Origin of the sequence: uncultured Eubacterium sp. (genome assembly GCF_934561735.1) — a bacterium.
GTDB lineage: Bacteria > Bacillota > Clostridia > Oscillospirales > Acutalibacteraceae > Eubacterium_R.
Map to the genome: position 1 here is coordinate 116,829 of NZ_CAKTGT010000005.1, position 21,075 is coordinate 137,903.

General features: G+C 39.4%; 16 protein-coding genes and 1 tRNA gene. 2 read left to right on the plus strand and 15 right to left on the minus strand.

Annotated features, from left to right (window positions below):
- Positions 1-23 precede the first annotated feature (23 nt).
- The 7 genes from Q0E08_RS05875 to Q0E08_RS05905 form a co-directional block, all read right to left on the minus strand.
- Positions 24-650 carry a GNAT family N-acetyltransferase gene (locus Q0E08_RS05875; protein ID WP_294777930.1) on the minus strand — a complete coding sequence of 209 codons (627 nt, stop codon included), beginning with the start codon at positions 648-650 and terminating at the stop codon, positions 24-26.
- A 153-nt stretch (positions 651-803) separates the two neighbouring features.
- A complete protein-coding gene (locus Q0E08_RS05880; protein ID WP_294777933.1) occupies positions 804-1,358 on the minus strand; it encodes an NUDIX domain-containing protein in 555 nt (184 codons plus the stop codon).
- A 162-nt stretch (positions 1,359-1,520) separates the two neighbouring features.
- Entirely contained in the window at positions 1,521-2,879 is a 1,359-nt protein-coding gene (gene rlmD / locus Q0E08_RS05885) for a 23S rRNA (uracil(1939)-C(5))-methyltransferase RlmD (RefSeq protein WP_294777934.1), read from the minus strand.
- Positions 2,880-2,919: 40 nt separating this feature from the next.
- The gene (locus Q0E08_RS05890) at positions 2,920-4,017 is read right to left on the minus strand and encodes a phosphotransferase enzyme family protein (RefSeq protein ID WP_294777936.1); all 1,098 of its coding nucleotides are present in this window, start codon (positions 4,015-4,017) and stop codon (positions 2,920-2,922) included.
- The gene (locus Q0E08_RS05895; protein WP_294777938.1) at positions 4,017-5,561 is read right to left on the minus strand and encodes a glycoside hydrolase family 28 protein; all 1,545 of its coding nucleotides are present in this window, start codon (positions 5,559-5,561) and stop codon (positions 4,017-4,019) included. Before Q0E08_RS05895 ends, Q0E08_RS05890 begins: the two co-directional genes overlap by 1 nt.
- Position 5,562: 1 nt before the next feature.
- Entirely contained in the window at positions 5,563-7,209 is a 1,647-nt protein-coding gene (locus Q0E08_RS05900; protein WP_294777940.1) for a Na/Pi cotransporter family protein, read from the minus strand.
- A gap of 135 nt (positions 7,210-7,344) precedes the next feature.
- Positions 7,345-7,421, minus strand: a tRNA-Arg gene (locus tag Q0E08_RS05905).
- 276 nt (positions 7,422-7,697) lie between these two features.
- Here Q0E08_RS05905 and Q0E08_RS05910 point away from each other — a divergent pair.
- Together Q0E08_RS05910 and Q0E08_RS05915 are read left to right on the plus strand one after the other, a co-directional pair.
- Positions 7,698-8,255, plus strand: a complete 558-nt coding sequence (locus tag Q0E08_RS05910) for a hypothetical protein (protein WP_294777941.1) — start codon at positions 7,698-7,700, stop codon at positions 8,253-8,255.
- Positions 8,256-8,270: 15 nt separating this feature from the next.
- Positions 8,271-10,400, plus strand: coding sequence for a hypothetical protein (locus Q0E08_RS05915; RefSeq protein WP_294777943.1), 2,130 nt, complete (start codon positions 8,271-8,273; stop codon positions 10,398-10,400).
- Positions 10,401-10,434: 34 nt separating this feature from the next.
- On the opposite strand, the gene Q0E08_RS05920 is transcribed toward Q0E08_RS05915, so the two are convergent.
- The 8 genes from Q0E08_RS05920 to Q0E08_RS05955 form a co-directional block, all read right to left on the minus strand.
- Positions 10,435-11,142: a ComF family protein gene (locus Q0E08_RS05920; RefSeq protein WP_294777945.1), complete on the minus strand. Its 708-nt coding sequence runs from the start codon at positions 11,140-11,142 to the stop codon at positions 10,435-10,437.
- Positions 11,143-11,144: 2 nt separating this feature from the next.
- Positions 11,145-11,552, minus strand: coding sequence for a helix-hairpin-helix domain-containing protein (locus tag Q0E08_RS05925; protein WP_294777947.1), 408 nt, complete (start codon positions 11,550-11,552; stop codon positions 11,145-11,147).
- Positions 11,549-13,465, minus strand: coding sequence for a YgiQ family radical SAM protein (locus tag Q0E08_RS05930; RefSeq protein WP_294777949.1), 1,917 nt, complete (start codon positions 13,463-13,465; stop codon positions 11,549-11,551). Before Q0E08_RS05930 ends, Q0E08_RS05925 begins: the two co-directional genes overlap by 4 nt.
- Positions 13,458-16,016: a DNA translocase FtsK gene (locus tag Q0E08_RS05935; protein ID WP_294777951.1), complete on the minus strand. Its 2,559-nt coding sequence runs from the start codon at positions 16,014-16,016 to the stop codon at positions 13,458-13,460. The genes Q0E08_RS05930 and Q0E08_RS05935 overlap by 8 nt, the downstream gene beginning before the upstream one ends.
- Positions 16,017-16,028: 12 nt before the next feature.
- Positions 16,029-16,892 (minus strand): undecaprenyl-diphosphate phosphatase, encoded by an 864-nt coding sequence (locus Q0E08_RS05940; protein ID WP_294777953.1) that lies wholly within the window; start codon positions 16,890-16,892, stop codon positions 16,029-16,031.
- A complete protein-coding gene (locus Q0E08_RS05945; RefSeq protein WP_294777955.1) occupies positions 16,825-17,034 on the minus strand; it encodes a hypothetical protein in 210 nt (69 codons plus the stop codon). Before Q0E08_RS05945 ends, Q0E08_RS05940 begins: the two co-directional genes overlap by 68 nt.
- Entirely contained in the window at positions 17,034-17,735 is a 702-nt protein-coding gene (locus tag Q0E08_RS05950; RefSeq protein ID WP_294777957.1) for a ClpP family protease, read from the minus strand. The genes Q0E08_RS05945 and Q0E08_RS05950 overlap by 1 nt, the downstream gene beginning before the upstream one ends.
- 160 nt (positions 17,736-17,895) lie before the next feature.
- A partial coding sequence (locus Q0E08_RS05955; protein WP_294777959.1) for a leucine-rich repeat protein occupies positions 17,896-21,075 on the minus strand: 3,180 nt, incomplete at its 5' end.

Here is a 21,075-nt window from a genome sequence, read left to right on the forward strand (position 1 = left end):
AGTTACCCACCTGCCCCGTTCATTCAGAACATCTGCTCGGGAAGAACAAGTTTTTGCTTAAATTCAAAAGTTTTGTCAAATTCTTCCGCTTCTTGCTCGTCAACCATATACAGCCGAGGCGGAGTATATTCACCTGTAACACCGTCAAGATAGCCGACTTCTAATTCTTTGCACAGAAAGAACGATGAATCCGCACCATCGGGCAAGCCGTGATACCTTATGCCGAAATTTCGTGCATAGATAAAACCGCTTTTACCGTAAAAATCGATATTCCCTTCAAAGCAAAGAGCTTTACAACCGTATTCCTTTGCCTTTTGCAACGAATAATCAAGCAAAATTTTGCCGTAGCCTTTGCGTTTATATTTGGGAGCGATGCAAATCGGACCCATTGCCATAATCGGCAGTTTTGAACCGTCATCGCAGTCAATATGTGCATTAACAAACACATTTTGACCGATAAGTTCTCCGTCCTTTTCCATAACAAAATCAAGTTCCGGGATAAAATCCTTATCATTTCTCATTTGATGAAGCACAAAATGTTCAAGGCAACCGGGACGATAAACATTCCAAAACGCCTCTCTGACAAGATTTTCGGTATTTCTGTAATCGCTTTTTTGTTCCAAACGAATAATAAAGTCATTTTTATTCATAATTTTCCTCCTGAAATGTTGACTTCATAAGGGAGGTTTGTGAGATTGAATTTTTTGGCAAACCTCCCGGTCAGCCTACAATCTCCAAGGTGTTGTTTTTCTTCAAACAGCAATCTCCTTAAAAAATATATTATTAACCCAATGGGATTAATATCAAACTTCGTGATAATAAGGGTACTTTTGGCTTTCATTAATTATCTCTTTTGCTCGATGCAAAATAGGCAGTTCTCTGTTTGCTATAAGTGTTCCTAATCTTGTATTTGCCCTAATTTCATATTCTCGAACAGCTTCGTCATATGTCAATTTTAATGTAGATAAGTGAAAACTTTCTACTTCATCCTGAGTCAAATTCTTTTTTCCGAATGACTTTACTTTGCACAAGAAATAATTATTAATATTATGCCTATGAATCAGATTGTAATAATCACTTACAACTCCGATTTTGCAAATTATTTCTACAGATATACCAAGCTCTTCTTTCAATTCTCTTTGAATGGCGGTTTGTAAGTCCTCGCCTATTTCAACTCCGCCACCCGATGTTTCAATCAATGTTGCTTTTCCAAAATCATCATCTCGTTCTGCTCTTACAAAATAGAACAAACCGTTTTCATCATAAACTATTGCTCGGGCAATATTTCTGTCATGGTCAACATATTCAAATTGCCATTGCGTATCTTGCAATTCAATATTTATTTGCTTATTCAACATATATTTTTCCTCAATAAAATAAAAATCAACTCCGTATAAATCGGGATTTACAGAACCTTTATTTTTCTTCTCGTTTTAATGATGGCTTTACATTTTTCATCTATTGCATGCCAAAACATATCATCACGATAGATTTCTTCAAATTTAATATTTTTCACACTTTTACTTCTGTACTTTAGTCAACAGAACCACGCTCTCCACATGCGGAGTGCGGGGGAACATATCGACCGGGGTGACTTCGAGAGTTTGGTAGTTCTTGGTTTGTAGAATTTCCAAATCTCTGGCGAGGGTGGCGCTGTCGCACGAAACATAAACTATTCTCTTTGGGTTCATTTTTTCGACAACATCAAACAGCTCTTTTTGACAGCCTTTGCGAGGCGGGTCGAGGATAACGACATCGGGAGTTATTCCTCGTTTTTCAAGCTCCTTTGCACCGTCATAGGCGTCGCCGCAGAAAAATTCTGCATTTGTTATTCCGTTTTGACGGGTATTGATTTTTGCATTTTCAATAGCCTGCGGGATAATTTCAATACCGAAAATCCGCTTTGCGTTATCTGCCATTGAAAGACCGATTGTACCGACACCGCAGTAGAGGTCAACAACGGTTTCGTTGCCTGTTAAGCCTGCATATTCGGCAGCTTTGGTGTACAATTTTTCGCATTGGTCGTGGTTGATTTGATAAAACGACTCTGGCGAAATCACAAACTTTTTGCCAAGCAAAACATCAGTAACAGTCGGTTCGCCGTAAATCAACTTTGTTTCGTTGCCGAGAATTACATTTGTATTTTCTCGATTAATATTCAAACAAATTGACTTTACGCCGTCATACTGCTTAAGCGAAGCAACAAGGTCGTTTTCATTCGGAACACTCTTGCCGTTGATGACAAGGCAAACCATTGTTTCTGCCGTCATCGGTGCTCTGCGAATATAAATATGGCGGAGCAGTCCCCTGCCTGTTTGTTCATCATAAGATGTAACATTATTTGCACGCACCCATTTTGCGATTATGTCGAGAATTTCTTTGAAACTGCTATGCTGAAGTCGGCAATCTGCACACGGAACAATCCTATGACTTTTGTAAGCATAAAAGCCTGCCTGAAGTTCGCCGTTTGTGATGCAAACAGGATATTGTGCCTTATTGCGATAATTATCAACCGTATCGGCACCGATAATCGGATTAATCGGAGCGTCAATATGCCCAATTCTTTTAACGGCATCTGCTACCCTGCCCTGCTTATATTGAAGTTCAGCATCATAGGTCATATTTCTAAACGAACAGCCTCCGCACTTGTCGGACACGGGACAATCGGACTCAATTCTATAAGGTGACGGATTGATAATTTCTTTTACAATACCGATTGCATAGTTCTTTTTGGCTTTGATAATATGAGCGACAATTTCATCACCCGTTACCGCACCACGAACAAAAACCGCCATACCGTCATAGTGACCGACAGACGAGCCTTCGTTTGTCATATCTTCAATTTTTAATGTTATATCGTCGTTTTTCTTAATACTCATAAATTAAGTTAAGGGCAGTATATAACCACCCTTATGCCTTCTATATATTTTTAATAATTTCTTCCATCTTGTCCATCTTGCTGTCCATATCGGCAACAAGTTTGAACTGATTGCGTGCACGGTCAAGGTTATGTTCGGGATATTCTGTTCTGAAATAAACATCGCCGTTGATGTAATCGGTCAAGAAACGCATACCGCATTCAAGAGTCATAAGTTTTGAAGCAAATGCAAGATTGTCAATTTCTGCTTGATTGAAGTACTCGCCTGCTTCGCCCAAAAAGCCCTCTGCATAAGCCTTGAAGTAATCAAGGTCCATTTCTACCTTATCAAGGTCGGTTTCGTCCTCGGCGGCGGTTGAAGCACCAAAACGGATTGAATCGCCGAAATCATAAAGAGCAAGACCCGGCATAACGGTGTCAAGGTCGATAACGCAAACGCACTTGTTTGTGTCCTTATCAAACATAACATTGTTGAGCTTTGTATCGTTATGAGTTACACGGAGCGGAAGTTCGCCCTTCTCGGTCATTGCAGTAAGTTTGCCCATTTCATCGGCATACTTATTTACAAAATCAACTTCTGCCTTGCAAGAATCAAGTCTGCCCGAAGCATTCTTTTCGAGAGCAGGAACAAACTCGTTGTTGTATCTCCACAAAGTATCGTGGAAGTGCGGAATTGTTTCTGTAAGTTCTCCCGCATTAAAATCTGACAAAAGCCTTTGGAACTTGCCGAAAGCCTCACCGCTTGATTTGAACATATCTGCGTTTTCGGCTGTATTGAAGCAGACAGAATCACGAACAAAAATATATGCTCTGAAATATGTTTTGTTTTCAGAATCATAATAATACTCGTTGCCGTCTTTTGTACGAATATAATGCAAAGTTTCTCTGTCCGGGTCGCCGCCGTTTTCCTTGATAACGGAACGAAGGTAAGAAGTTACGGCAAACACATTTTTCATAAGTTGGTCAATATTCTTAAACACATTGTCGTTAAGTTGCTGGAGAATATACTTTTGCTCTGCTCCGTTATTATTAAATGTTACAAGATAAGTTTTGTTGATATGACCTGAGCCGTATTCTGCAACATCAACAAAATCCCCATTAAATTTAAAATTATCAATTACATTTTTAATATCTGCCATTATAAAACATCCTCCATAATGTATTTCTCTTTCCATGTACTGCGTGGAGCAGAACAATTAAAATCAAGCAATTTTAAGCCTTTTACATGCCTTGCCCATATTCCGTAAGCCGGGAGATTCCTAAATCGCCACGATTCGGGATAAACATCGGCATATTCGGGAATAAACGCACGCCTGTCATAAACCTCTTTATAAGGGGCATAATATATTTCAAAATTTTTGAGTGTAACATCGGACACATATCGGGTACTGCCGTGCTGTCTGTAACCTGCAACAATAACCGGAATTTCGGCATTGGTTGCGGTAATGTCCGAGATATTTATATTAAACACCTCGCCCTTTTTATCAAACATATCCTTTGGTGCGGACGAAGCCTTTTTCTTTTTCTTGCCGAATTCTACGGCATTTGCACTGACAGCATCAACCTCAGCCGCCCTGTTGCGGTTGCAAAGTCTGATAAAAACAGGACAAGTCACCCTGTCCATAATTATATTCTGGACGGTGATATTATGTACTCGTGAGCCGTCGGCACTTTCTATCGCAATACCGCTGACCGTTCCCGGATACAAATCCGTCATCATAAATTTACAATCTCTGACCGTTACATTTGAAATGTCATATGTCGTTTCCGTGCCGATTTTGAACGAATTGGCACGGGAAATAACCTCGCAATCGGTAACGGAAATATTACTCATTGTTCCCGTATTACCGAGCCACACAGCATTTTTGATACATATTCCGTCATCGGCGGTAGACACAAAGCAATGATCAATCGTTATGTTACTTGTGCCTGCAATATCAAAACCGTCGGCATTTGCAACATTGCGGTTATTATTAATTATAAAATTGTTAATTTTAACATTATTACAGTTTTCTATTCTGAAAGACCAGTGAGCCGAATTTTCAATAATAAAATTATCGGCAACAAAATCGGTACAGTTTTTTATATAAATCGCACCGCCGTACTTACTTTCATGTGCAAAGCGGAGCTGAGCACGGTAAGTTCTGCGCATTTCGATAACATCTATACATTCGGCATGCTCGGTAACATTTTTGTCTAATAGCGGCTTTCTGCCGAAGTATTCGCCGTTACCCTTTACCTTACCGCCGCCTGTCAACGCAACATTATGTACGCTGTCGGCATGAATAATGCCTTTGTGGTTATATCCCACGCCTGTTTTATTTGACGAAAGTGCAGAATTTTTTTCAACAAACAAAGTAACATCGGATTTGAGAAAAACGGTTGTGGTGACATATTCACCGCCGGCAATCAAAACAGTACCGCCTGTTTTTGCCGCATCATCAACAGCCATTTGGATATAAACCGCATTATCTTCAAACTTTGCATTTGCACCGTAATCACGAATGTCAAACACATTATCCTTTGGCAAATCCTGACTGTGAACATATTTATCCTCAGGATAATATGACGAATAATCATACTCATAAAGAGCAGAAAAAACATCGCCCTTTGTAATACGCAAATCCTTGCCGAACAAAAGAGTATTCAGTTTGTCTGTTACTTTTCTTCTGTCTTTAATCATACTAAATCTGTCTTATCAAATTTTTATCGATTCTTGCCGCCCAAGCGATATTGTACGAATGGTCGCCCACTCTTTCAAGGTCTTGCAGAGCCTTTGTAAATATAACGCCCGAAGCTGTGTGACATTTTTTATCACGAAGTCGCTGAACATGATTGTCCTGTGCCTGAAGCGTAAGATAATCGATTGTATCCTCCAAATAATGCAGCTGATGTTCCTCCGCATCCGTAAGGTGCTTATTTGTAAATGCACCGAGGGCACGGTCGAGAAGTTCAAGGTCAACCTCATAAATTTCCTTAAATTCGGCAATTCCTGCATCGGTAAATCCGAGGTTTTCTTCCTTAGCCATAGAAATCCTATGCATAATATTTTCTGCATGGTCGCCGATTCTTTCAAGGTCGGTAATTACATGGAACAGTTTACCGATATATTCCGATACATCACCGGTAATTTCTTTTGAAGTAACGGTAATCATAAAGTCCGAAATACTATGGTTGAGCCAATTAATAAGTTCTTCGTTTTCGGAAAGTTCACGCTTTTTACTGTCATCCATAACAAGGAAACCCTCGCAGGCAATAACAAAATTATGCCTTACAAGTCTTGCCATACGCTCAACCTCACTGCCGATTTGAAGTGCGGTTGAAACAGGGTTATCGCTGATTTTCTTATCGATAAACTCAAAGCGAAGCTTGGTATCATGTTCTTTAGGTTTGATAATAATCTCACTGAGTTTAACAATCCATTTGATAAACGGCAGCAATACAAAGGCGGTAACAACCTTGAATATAATATGTGCAATGGCAACCTGCACGGAACCGTTATCCGAAAGGCTTGTAATCCACTCGGTATACTGCGGGAATATGAGTGCAATCGGGGTAAATATGAGCATACCCACAAAATCAAAAATGAAGTAAATAACTGCGGCACGCTTTGCATTTGTTTTTGCACCTATAGCAGAAAGGAAAAGCGGCATTGCAGAACCCACATTGATACCGATAATAAGGTAAATTGCAAACTTCATCGGCATAAGGCTGGCACTTGTCATTGCAAGAGCCTGCAAAACACCGATTGACGCACTTGAACTTTGAAGCACGGAACACATAATAAAGCCAATCAAAAGGCCGAGAAACGGATTGTTGGCTTTTGTGATAAATGTTTGAAATGCCGCACTTGTTTTAAGCACTCCCATAGCCTCGGGACCGCTCATATACTTCAGTCCGAAGAACAAAACGCCGAAGCCGAGAATAATTTGACCCACGAACTTTTGAGTTTGCTTTTTGCTGAACAGTGCCATAACCGTGCCGATAAAAATACAAAACGGCGCAATGGCGGAAACATCAATAGCAATAAGAACAGCAGTAATTGTGGTGCCGATATTTGCACCGATAATAACTCCTGTTGCCTGAGCCAAATCCATAATGCCGGCATTCAAAAAGCCCATAAGCATAACGGTTGTGGCTGATGATGACTGAATAACAGCCGTTACCAAAACACCGAGTAAAAATCCCTTAAATCTATTTCGGGTAAGTTTTTCAAGCAGATTTTTCATCTTTTTACCCGCTACCTGATTAAGGCCGTCTGACATATATTTCATACCGAACAAAAACAGTCCGAGACCGCCGAGCAGGCTGATGATATTAGAAATACCCATATTTTTTCCTCTTACTTACGCATCAAAAATTTATGTCTACTATATAATATACACATAAATTATCTTATAATATATAATAAATGTCAAGAAAATTTTACATATATTTTACCAAAGCTGTGTGATATGACAAAAAAATGGCCTGCCCGACGGGATTCGAACCCGTAATCTTCCGAGTCGGAGTCGGAGGCATTATCCGGTTGTGCTACGGACAGGAATACACTTATACTATTATAATAATTACACAGATTTTGTCAAATAAATTGAGGATAAAAACCACATTAATTTTTTAATATACCTGTAATGAAGTAATGGCAACTCATCTCATCAGATTTCATATTATACAAAAAAGTTGCTTAAAAGCTTTAACCATTGAAGCAATCCGAGGACTTTATTTTACATAAAAACATTATTGTGCTATACTCTGATTGAGTATAGTTTTTTTATAACAAAAAATGTATAATAGAAGAAAAAGCAAAAAGGAGAAAACAATGGAAGAAAAAAAGGAAGAAAAGAAAAACACAGATACAAAAAAGATAATAATCATAGTGCTTGTGGCGGTGTTGATTGTTGCCGGATTTGCGGCAAGCGTTTACTTTTATATTTCAAACACCCAAAACTCGATTAAAAAAATGCAGGAATCACTTCAAACAACATGGAACGAAGCTTATAATTATAATGACAATGAAGAAATACCTGAATTTTTCAAAGCATTTATCGAAAAGTCATATTTTGAAGTTACCGATGTAAAGGATGACGGTTCGGGTCACTATACGGTAACGGCATCTGTTTCTTCACCCGACATCAAAGACGCATTAATCGATTACCAAAAGCATTTTGATGTTAACGAAACAAAAGAAGACATCGATAAAAAAATTACAGAAATAATAAATAATGCAGAAATAAAAACAACCGAACAAACTGCAACTGTTATCATAACCGATGACACAAAAGAAATAACCTTCAGTGATGATTTTATCGATGCCATGTACGGATATGCATATAATTATGCAAAAGCCGAAACAGACAAAGCCCTGTCGCTTGAATAAAAGGAGGTAACGGTTATGAAAACAGTAAAAAAACAGATTGCAATAATTCTTTCGATTATTATTGCCTTTTCGCTTCCTGTTTGCACAAATGCGGCAGAGGGCAAGTTCGTTTCCGTTTCGTTTGAAACGCTGAACAGTGACGGTGAAAAAGAAAAAACAGATGAGGTGTTGTATACAGACGGAACATATCTGTACGCAAATCCCGAGCTTTTTGAAGAATATACGGCGTATGATTATGACGAGGACAACAACGCTTTTGTAAGAGCGGGACAGGATTTTAAGCTTTCGCTTTCATCAACAGCCATTGATTATAAAAACAAAAAAGCAACCGTTAAAATGATGAACAGCAAGCATACATTTGATTTGCACAATGTTTTTAAATTCGGCAATGATTACTATCTTCCGCTGGACCAAATTGCCGCATACTTAAAGGCTAAAATCAAAGTTGACGGCACAACTGTTACCGTTATCAACAGCGGATATTCCATTGCCGATGCGGCTTATGATTTTAACGAATTCAAATATATTTTAAACTACGAACATATTGTTGATGAAATTTTCGGCGGAAGCGAAACGGCTTACCGATATTATACGGTTTTATATTATTTTTCATCCACAATTTTCGGTTTGAAAGTGTCTAATTTAATAGGTCCCGTAGGTGACATAAGCAATTACAAAACAGCTTTGCAAAAAATTGTTACCGACAACACGGACTACATAAAAACTCAAGCTGACCCAAATTCTTTAACAAAAAGGCTGAATGACGCTTCAACATTCATCAAAAACGGAAAAGAAATCAATGACAAGCTCAAAGATGCAACAACGGCTATGACCACAGCGTATGAATCGTTTTGTGATACCGACGATATTGATAATCTTGACATAGATTACATAGACGCGAAAAATTGGGGTGAAGTTTTCGGCAAACTGAAAACGTTTTACAACTATACCGATTATGCAATCAAATACATCTCAATGACGGAAGACAACAAAAATATGCTTATTGACGCATACGGGGCTGAAGATAAGCTGAGCACATACAAGCTTGCACTCGGTGACACCACGCTTAAATTCGGAGATGACGCGGCAACAAGTTTATGTTCAAAAGCACTTGATATATTGGTGGAAGATGTACCAAAAACAACGGTAAAAACCTTTGCCGAAAAAGCACTTCCCGCATTAGCGTTAGTAAAAGGTACGGCTGCGTTCTTTAAATTATTGGGTTTTGATTTTACAGACAATTCTTCATATTCGATTATGCTTGACAGCAACATTGCACACAATCTGACTAATAGATACACAAATCTTGCCGAAACTGCGGGAAAGACAAAAGACGATACAGAGGCATTCCGCAAAGCGGGAATATTTGCAACGCTTGCGATGAAAAATGCGTACAATTCCGGCAACAAGCTGAACAAAAAGGTAAACGGTCAAAGCGGATATTACAATAAGAAAATTGAAGAAGTGGCTTTGCGTGCGCAACTGTTTTACAGAGCCGCAGAAAGCAAAGGCTATGATGATTTGAACAGCATTTCTTCCCTTGCAACCAAAAACCAAAAAACCATCGCCGACAGTAAAATTACTTCTAAGGCTAAAGAAACCGATTTTGAAGAAAGCACAAATAATTGGCGTCAGGCATATATGGCTTTTCTTAAAGAATATATGAATAATGCTGAAACTCCCGAAAATTGCGGATTCAGCCTCGTATTTATTGATAATGATAACATTCCGGAACTTGTGATACGGGACGGAATAGCACATTCTGCAAGTGCTTCGGTTTATACAAGTGTAGATTCAAAAGTTGTAAAATTAATCGATGATTTAAGCGGAACATACGGTATTATTCAATATACAAAAAGAAAAGGTCTTATTTATTCAGAATTTTGTTATCAAGGTCATGATACAACAACAATCTACAAGGTAAAAAAAGGTGCCTGCACAAAACTTATTTCTCTATATTCAAATGAAGGAGCTGTATCAGACGAAGAAGAACTTGAATATAAAATAAATGACAAAAAGGTCAGTGAATCCAAATACAATACTGCTTTGAAAAAATATGAAAATAATAAATTGTTAAGTTCTTCGGATAACGATACGGAATTAACATCTGATTCCATTGACTCTATCGCAGATTACAAACTTTAGCACGAAAAAAGCGGCAACTGAAAAGTTGTCGCTTTTATTTTTTATTTGCTTTTCTGATTGCAAAGACGGTGGCATAGGTTGCCGTTGCACCGTAGGAATCGAGAACGGCGGCACATTCGGACAGCGTTGCACCGGTTGTTTTTACATCGTCAACTATCAAATATGTTTTGCCGACAGGATTGATGTTTTCGTTTACATCAAACGCACCGAACACATTTGCACGCCTTTGCCGTGCGGACTGATTGCGTTGCGGCGGATTTTCATACGCCTTATAAAATGTGTCTTCAAGCGGTACATTGAGAGTTTTTGACAGCTTTTCGGCAATGAGTTTTGACTGATTATATCCCCTCGCCCGCTCTCTGCTTTTTGACAGAGGAACATAGGTTATCGCATCAAAATTGATGTGGTTATACTGTTTTTTAATCGTTTTTGCCATTTCGTCAGCCATACCGATTGCATTTTCGCAAAAGCCTTGAAACTTCAGGCGGTGCATAGCTTTTACGATATTGCCTTCATAATAAAACGGAGCACATATTTGCTCATATTCGGGCTTATGATGAGAACTTTTACAAGTGCACTCATCCTTTGACATACCGCACGAAGTACAAATTTCGCCGTTGATTTTTTCGGCTTTAAGGCATTCGTCACATCTGCTTTGAGTGAGAGGCACAACATCGCCGCACAAATCACAGCGACGGGTAAAAACACACCATAAAAGTGCTTTAAGCAAATCTTTAATCATGGCTACACCGTAAGATAAGGCGCAAGTTTTGCATAAGTTGCGTCACCAATACCGCTGATTTCCTTAATCTGCTCAACACTTGTGTAGCCGCCAAGATAGTCACGGTACTCAATAATCGCACTTGCTCTGCTTTCACCCAAGCCGTCGATTGAAACAAGTTCTTCAACTGTTGCCGTGTTTAAATTTATCGGATAACTTACAGCCGTGGCACCGTTATCCGAACTTTTTGAAGCGGAACCAGCCGATTTTGCACTGTTTGCTTCCGTTTCGGTTGAAGATGAAATTTGAATTGCCGTCGTTTCCGGTTCTTTATAAACTCCGGGAGTTGAAAGCGACACATAAATTAAAATGCCTGACATTACAAGAAGCGCAATGCCTATCATAAACATTGTTTGAGTTTTTGTGTTCATCTGCTTTTCTTTTTTCTGCCGTAATTATTTTGCTTTTTCGGAGCAAAACTTTGCCTGTTTTTATTATTTCTGTTATTATTTTTACCGTTATTTCTGCCTGCTCCCTGCATTTGATGAACGGGATTTTGCGGGCGAACAAGGCATTTTTGGTCTGTACCGATTAAATCAAAACGCTTTGCTTTTTTAAGTGCTTCCTCAACAAGAGCAAAGTTCTTTGGGTTATAATACTGCAAAAGTGCCCTTTGTAGAGCCTTATCGTGCGGATTTTTAGCCGAGTAAACCTCTTCCATTGTATAAGGGTCAAGACCCGTATAAAACATGGTTGTGGATATTGTACCGGGTGTAGGATAAAAGTCCTGAACCTGCTCGGGACGAATATGATTTTTCTTCAAAAACAAAGCCAAATCAATAGCGTCATTAAGGGTTGAACCCGGGTGGCTCGACATAAGATAAGGCACCAAATACTGCTCCTTATCAATCTCGCCCGTATACTGAAAATAACGCTTTGAAAATTCAATATAAGCCTCAATATGCGGCTTGCCCATTTTATCAAGAACAGCGGCAGAGCAATGCTCGGGAGCAACCTTGAGCTGACCCGATACATGGTATTTTACAAGTTCTCTGAAAAAGCTGTCGTCCTTATCCTGCAAAAGGTAATCGTATCTTATACCGGAGCGGATAAACACTTTTTTGATGCCCGGAAGTTGACGGACGCTGCGGAGAATATCAAGATATTCCTCGTGATTTGCAAGAAGATTTTTACACGGCTTAGGTGCAAGACATTTTTTGCCTTTACACAATCCGTGTTCCTCCTGAAGCATACAAGACGGCTGACGGAAATTAGCCGTAGGACCGCCTATATCGTGAATATATCCTTTAAAATTAGGCATATGAGTGAGTTTTTCAGCCTCAACCATAATGCTTTTTTTACTTCTTGTTGTTATGTATCTGCCCTGATGGAATGCGATTGAGCAGAAATTGCAAGCACCGAAGCAACCGCGATTGTGAGTGATTGAAAACTCAACTTCTTGAATACCCGGAACACCGCCCTGTGCCTCATACATCGGATGATATGCACGCATATAAGGCAGAGAGTATACCCAATCGAGTTCCTTGGTTGTAAGCGGCGGCATAGGCTGATTTTGAACAATCATTTTTTTGCCGTGCTTTTGCTTGATAACTTTACCTCTGATGTGGTCCTGCTCGTCCTGTTCGATACGAGCCGCCTTGGCATATTCTTTTTTTGACGAGCTGACATTTTCAAATGACGGACATTCAACACCGATATACGGAGTATCCTTTGTGTCAACGGCATAAACCGTGCCGAGAATATCGTGCATTGTGTCAACACTTTCGCCGTTATTAAGTCGTTCGGCAATCTCGATAGTTTGATTTTCACCCATACCGAAAATGAGCAAATCGGCTTTGGAATCGAGGAGAATTGACGGACGAACGGTATCGTCCCAATAATCATAGTGTGCAAAACGGCGAAGCGATGCTTCAAGTCCGCCGATAATTACAGGCACATCGGGATAAAGCTGTTTTACAATATTTGAATAGACAATAACCGCTCTGTCAGGTCGCTTGCCCATTTGACCGCCTGCTGTATACGCATCTGTTGAGCGAGGCTTTTTTGCAACGGTGTAATGAGCAACCATTGAATCAATATTACCGCTTGAAATAAAATAGCCCAAGCGAGGCTTACCGAACTGCTCAAAATCCTTTGTACCGTGCCAATCGGGTTGCGACAAAACAGCAACCTTGTAACCCTTTGCCTCGAGCACACGGGTAATTATTGACGCGCCGAAAGAAGGATGGTCAACATAAGCGTCACCGGAAATATACACAAAATCCGGCTGTTCCCATCCTCTTTCATACATATCCTTTTGATTTACGGGGAGAAAATTATTCATAACTGTCCTCGGATAAATCCTGATTATCTATTACTTCCTCGGAGTCAAACGCCATCTGCTCCGTATTCTCAACCGTGAATTCAGGTGCAGGACCCTGTGCCTTGATCTGAATCCATTGCTGTTTATTGATTAATATTTTTCTCGGTTTTGCACCCTCGGCAGGACCGATAATATGCTTATCTTCCATTTGGTCCATAATCTTTGAACCTCTTGAATAACCTACACCGAGTTTACGCTGTAAGAACGAGGTTGAAGCCTTGCCGTTTTCAAGCACAACATCAACGGCTTCATCAAAGAGCGGGTCAAGATTTTCGCCCGATTCACCGCCGTCTGTAAACTTGGTAGAAGTTTTGTCCTGTGCGGCTTTGCTTTCAATCTCTTTTTGGATTTTTTCGCTGTATTCGCTCTCGCCCTGATTTTTGATAAATTCGCAAAGTTCCTCTACTTCTTCATCGCTTATATAACAGCCCTGAACACGGAGAGGCTTGTTTGAGCCGATAGGAGAATACAACATATCACCCATACCGAGAAGCTTTTCCGCACCGCTTGAATCAAGAATAGTACGGGAATCGATAGCCGATGAAACCGTAAGTGCGATACGGGATGAAATATTAGCCTTAATAAGACCCGTGATGACATCAACAGACGGCCTTTGGGTTGCGATAACAAGGTGCATACCTGCGGCACGAGCCATTTGAGCAAGACGGCAAATACTGTCTTCAACCTCTTTTGGTGCAGCCATCATAAGGTCGGCAAGCTCGTCAATACAAATAACAATCTTCGGCATAGGCTTCATATCCTCATGCTTTTCAACATAACGATTATAGCCTTCAATATCACGCACACCGGTTTCACTGAACTTTTGATAACGCTCAAGCATTTCCGACACTGCCCAGCCGAGTGCACCCGAAGCCTTGCGTGGGTCGGTGACAACGGGAACGAGAAGGTGCGGAATGTTCTCATATTTTGAAAACTCTACCTTTTTAGGGTCAATCATAAGGAATTTAACTTCTTCGGGATTTGCCCTGTAAAGAATAGAAACGATAATAGAATTCATACAAACAGATTTACCTGAACCTGTTGTGCCTGCAATAAGAAGGTGCGGCATTTTTGCAATATCACAAAATACCGTTTTGCCTGCAATATCCTTGCCAAGTCCTGCCGACAGAAGCGACTTTTGAGCATTAAAATCGGCGGAATCGATTACTTCACGCATAGAAACACTGTTTTTAACGGTGTTTGGAATTTCTATTCCGACAGCGGCTTTGCCCGGAATAGGAGCTTCAATACGAACATTAACGGCTGCAAGATTAAGTGCAATATCGTCTGAAAGATTTGTAATCTTACTGATACGAACACCCGAAGCAGGCTTTAATTCGTATCTTGTAACAGTCGGGCCTCGTGAAATATCGGTGATTTCTGCCTGAACACCGAACGAAGCAAGAGTTTCCACCAAAAGTTCGGCGTTGTTTTTAAGCTCGGCAGACACATCTTTGGCTGATTTATGTTTAACGGTTTTGAGAATATCAACGCTCGGAAGTTTGTATTCCTTAACTTCCTTTTGCATATCTTCCTCTGTAACCACAAATTCGGGAACAGGCTCTGATTTTTCTTCAACAGGCTTTTCCGTCTTATCCTCGCTTGCGGTTTTAACTATATCGTCAATAGATTTCTTTTTTGGTGTTTCTCTGTTCTGCTTATTCTTGCTTGTCGTTTCATTAATCTCTGCAATAAGTTTTGAATAATCATCGGCAGGTTCTTCTGTTTCCTCGACATCCTGTGCTTTCTCAGGCTTTGTCTTTGCCTTTTTCTTTGGTTTTTCGTCCTGAACAGGAGGCTCGTCGTCAAGCGGAATGTCAATATTATTCATTCTGCGTTTTTCACGGCGTTCCTCGATATAAGGCGTTGCCTTTTCAACAACGGCACGAACAGGCTTTGTTGTGTTTTTGAAAAACTGATTAACCGTTACCTTTGAAAGAAGCATAATAACAACGATTATAAGAAGCAAATCAACAACAACAGCCGGAGCCTTGCCCAAGGTCATAAAGAGCCAACCGAGAAGTGCACCGAAAAATCCGCCGTTGAATACATACGGAGCGTCTGCAAATTCGCTCTTGCAGGTATCAAGAAACGGCACGCCGCTCTTTGCTCTTACGATATAAATAAATGCGGAAATAAAGAGCACTATCAAAACAATGCAGATAGGTTCTGCAATCATCTTTTTGCTTGATTTTGTTTTTTGCACCAAAAACGAGTAAACAAGGCTCAAAAGCGGAAAGACAACAGATGCCATCCAGCCGAAAAGGCCTATGTAAACATTGTGAACATCATTCCAAAAGTTTTCCCCGGGAATAACGGCAACAAAGAAAAACAAAACCGAGAATGCAAAAATAATTATGCTGACAATTCTGTTTTTGTTTGCCTGTGTTTCAAGGTCCATAAGTCTTTGCTGCTCTTCAAACTCGGCAAGAGCTTTTTTTGAATGAGTAACAGGCTTTTTATTTGCAGGCTTTTTATTCTGTTTTTGTTTTGTATTTTTACTGTTTGCCATAATTTACCTACTTTATTTTCTAAAAATCAATTCAAAAATTCCGACAATAAATATAATTACACCAACCGAAATATCATAAATTCCGAAATATTTGAGATAACCTTTATTAACAAAAAATTTGAGAAATACGGTGCTGAAAAATGCCGATACAATCGAAATAACAAGACCGATGATAACAGAAGCAACGCCGACATGCGTAACGCTTATACAAATTTCAACGATACCGCTGACAATAAGCACCGGCACGCTCATAACAAGTCCGTAATTGAGTGCAAGCTTTTTATTTACTCCGAAAAGAACAAGAACGGCAAATACCACGCCGACAAATGAAAAGCCTGATACAGGGATTAAAAACACGCTCAAAGCACCTATTACAACAGCAGCAACAATGCTCACCTGTTTTGATATGCGTGACTTGGTGATTTCAAATGCCGCAACAATAAGAATCGCACCCGTAATTGCAAGGAACAAACCGTCATCAAGGAGTGTCATATTAAACTGCGTCATACGAAGTACATTATACAAAAATCCGTATTTACCGCACGGAATAAGCCACAAAAGCATCGGGCAGAAGCTGATAAGTGTCATATACATATAACGCCTTGAACCGCTTGGCTTGTTGCCCTTTAATCTTTTTTTGAACATATCGCCGAAGGTTGAGAAAAACTCATACGACATTTTGAAGAAAAACTTGTACATTGCGGCAACAATACCAACCGCAATGCCTATATGTACAATACCGGTAAGGGACGAACACTCGCCCGAAAATCTACCGGCAAAATCGTGAAAAATTGAAGAATGGGCAGTTTCACTTATCGGAAAAATGCGGCACACCGCTTGGAATAGAGCCTGGAATATTGCAGTTAAAATTGACATTGTTTTGTCCTCCGAAATACTGAGCGTTATCAAGATAATAGCCTGTCCTGATATAATCATAAGGATTTGTGGAACGAGGCTTTGAAATAATCATTTCATTTTTATAAAAAACATCATTAACATCAACAACAGTATAAAGCATCAGCTTTCCCTCTCAATCACTGATTCAAGATAGTCAAGTGCATCCGACAGACCGCCGAGTTCATCAATAAGACCGCATTTGACGGCTTCTTCACCGTCAAGCACAGTGCCCACATCCATAATCAGTTCGCCCGTTTTCATCATCAACGCCCTAAATTCTTCGGCAGTAATCTGCGAATTATTCTCAACAAACCTTGCAATCCTATCCTGCATTTTTTCAAAATACGAAAGAGTTTGCGGAACACCGAGAACCGTTCCGTTCATACGGACAGGGTGCACGGTCATAGTCGCCGTGGGAACAATAAAACTTCGTTCACAGCTGACAGCAAGCGGAACGCCGATGCTGTGACCTCCGCCAAGGACAAGTGAAGCGGTGGGAGTTTTCATAGTTGAAAGAAGCTCTGCAATGGCAAGTCCTGCTTCAACATCTCCGCCAACGGTGTTGAGTATAATCAACAATCCGTCAATCTCCCTGCTTTCCTCAATCGCAACAAGCTGTGGAATGACATGCTCATATTTGGTGGTTTTGTTTTGGCTCGGTAAAATATAATGCCCTTCAATCTGCCCGATAATAGTAAGGCAATGAATAAAATGGCCGTCTTTTTTAACGGTTATCGACCCTGTTTCAAATGAAGAACTATCCTCGCCGTTGTTATTATTTTCGTTAACTTCTTCGTTTTTATTATCGTTTTCCTTGCACATAACAGCACCTCAAGTCTATTATGCCCAAAGTATTACATTATATTTTAACATTTTACAATACTTTTTTCAACATATATTCTTAATTTATAAATTAAGAATAGCTCTCACGCATAAAGCGTGAGAGCCGGTAAGTGTGCAAAGTGCGGTTAAAAACTATTAATCAAACGGATTGTCCCAATCGGATTTTTTCGGCTCTGCCGTAGCGGAGCATTTGGTCAACAAGTGATTTGAGCTTAACATTATTCTTTACCGTTGAGCCCGTTGCATAGGATTCAACGCTGTATTGAAGCATATTTGACACCTGTGTACCGTTCTTAAATGCAGTCAGATAAAACGGTGTTGAAAACTGATCTGCTTTGAGAACCGTGCAATCAACATAGTAGGCTCTCTTGTCGCTTGCCGAGCCGTTTGTTTGAGTGAACCAATCCGGATGTTCGGCATAAGTAAATTCGGTATTTTGACCGTCAACGGTCCAACGGAATGTATAATCACTTATACTTGTCGAACTTGAAATTTCAACCTTAATTCTCGGAATAACTTTGCCCTCGAGAAGCATAGACGCCGATTTGAAATTCACTTCATTTTTAGCAATTCCGTTAGGGTTAAGCTGATATTTTGAATTTGCAACATTGCTGTAATCCAAAGTATCGGTTGTGTGGAGCTTCTTTTGTTCGTCCGTAAGGTCCGAAGTAACAAGATTATCGGTATTGTATCCTCTGTATTTTTGGTACTCTTCGCCGTAGTAAAGGAGTTCTACAAGAAGCGATTTGAGGTTTTGGCTTGGGGTTTTGTTAAGTTGAGTATAGCAATAATTCTTGATTGAATATGTTACCGGGTGACCCTTGCACTCGATTCCGTCGGAAGTAACACCATACGGAGTGATAGTAACCTCATCGGCAAACTTTTCCGGTGAAATCTTGTCAAAATCATAATATGTACGGTCGGTAGTTGTCTTTGCTGACGGTTCGGTCAAATCGTAGCTTTCGCCGCCGAATTCAACTCGAATAAAGCTTGATTCAAACGGTGATGTTCGGGATTTGTCAATACCGATGTTAAGTGTAACCGAAGCGTCAAGAACTACCGAAGCACTGTTTGCACGGAGCAAGCCTGTGCCGGCAATCGTTTTTGTTTCGCTTTCGCCACATTCGGAACAAGTGCGTGTTGCCGTTCCGTCGGTATAATCGGTTTTGGAATTATATTCCGCATCGTTGTTGTAGTGCCAATCGGAATATGTGTGATTATGCGAAACCGGGTAATAATGGACCGTTACATTTTTAGGCAAATAACATCCTAAATAATTCCAATTTTCTTCCGTACCGTAATAATTGATATCGGTTAAATTATCACATCCCAAAAATGCATAATAACCGATTCGTCCGATACTGTGAGGAATTGTAATTTCATTTATATTTTTATTCATTACAAACGAAAAAGATAAAATACTTTTAACGGTTGTAGGAATAGAAAATTGGCTGTTATTTGACTTACAACTAATCAAAAGTGACTTGCCGTTATTGTATAAAACGCCGTCGTCATTTTGAATTGCAGAATTATCAACTAAGACATTGACAATTTCATTTGTTTTTCCAACATAATAATTAACTCTGTTTGTTACCCATGAAAGGGTTTTGTCATAATTATCCTGCCAAATTGCATAGGACTTCAATTCTTCAAGAGATGAATTGTAATACTGATATACGGTTTTCTTATCAGACGAACTGTTTACAGGATATGTTTTCTCCTTTGTAAAGAACTCACCGTCATAAAGACAAGTCCACTCTGTATTTGCATCATATTTTTCAATTACTTTCTTGCCGATCTTGTCAATAAGTTTCGGAAGTGCAATTGCTACATTATTAAGACCTCTTTGTGTTGTTTGACAAGGACCGGTGTAGTCGATAGAATATCTGTAATTTTCTTCACCCGAGTTTGCAATATATTCTTCTGTTGCTTCAAGAGCAAAACTTAGAATTTCTGTAACAAATTCATAAAATCCTGTTGTAAGATCTGCATCTACAGTATTTGCAATAAGTGCTTTGATATCAAAATGTGATAAAAATGTATCAAATTTGTATATGCCGGTAAACATAATCGTATCACCTTCGATACCGCTCACATTTTTGTCAAGCCCTTTGCTTTCAAGGAAGTCGTTGTATGTTCCGCAGTATTCAAGTGCCTTTTCGGAATTACCTAACATATAAGCAAGAAAGCCCGGAAGAAATTTATTAAGATCAATAGATGAATCCGTTGCACCAAATGAAATATCAACATTTTCATAATAACCTGTACTTGAATTTTTCTTTAACAGTAAAAGACCGTAATTTTCAAGCACCGAGTCAAGAGATTGGTAATATTGATCGCCATCAGCATTAAAAATCATCGGTGATAAAACTTCTTCTGCAAGTATTGCAAGCGTAGGAATAAGATTAACAACTGTTTTAGTAAAGTCATTATACAACCTTAACCAAGCATCATTTAATGCTCCTGTACCGGCTTTATTATAAAGAGTAACATTTGATTCTATCATTCTGTTAATTATAGGAGCAACTATGGCACCTGTTGATGTTGATTCATCAAGAAGGTCATCGATTGTTGAATTAATTGCATCATTTGCCTGTGAAACAGCTTCCGAATAATAAATATCATTATATCCCCGTTTAACATCAGAAGACATTTCAAAATCACTATAACGATAACCAAGCTGACTTGTCACATATTTTATATAATTTGCAACATTAACCTGCATATAGTCCATAGCAGTAGATGAAACACTGTTGAACTTAGGGTTATTTGTACCCGAATCGAGTTCCGTTTTTGTCATAAGACCGGAAACAATATCGTTGATGAAGTTAACATATGAAACAAGGTTACCTTCGTTTCTGCCCATGATGTACTGGTACAAGTTAAGCTGAGCACTGGTTGGACTATCATAGTTTGCGGCAGGAATGTTCATTACCTTTTCAATTTCTTCATCGGTAATGTTCTCATAATCTTTAAAGACTTCAATTCGATTATTGTTTTCATCATATTCATGAGGTCTGATTTGCTGTAAAAAAAGCAAATAGTCTGTGTAAAGAGCACCCGAACCGTTTGAATAGAAGATTTTGAAGTAGTCCTTTATATATTTAGACATCTTACATTCATCGGATTGAACATACCGAAGAACATATTCTTCATACGTGTCCCTCTTTTCAGAGGCGCGGTAAAATTCGTTTACCTTAGTGCAAAAAGCTTTGTACTGCTCTTTTGTGATTTTTGCGTCTTTAATAGCTTTCTTAGCAGCTTCCAATGATTCGTAGTTACCTGCTTCGTAAAGAAGTTCGGCATTGATTGCTTCGTA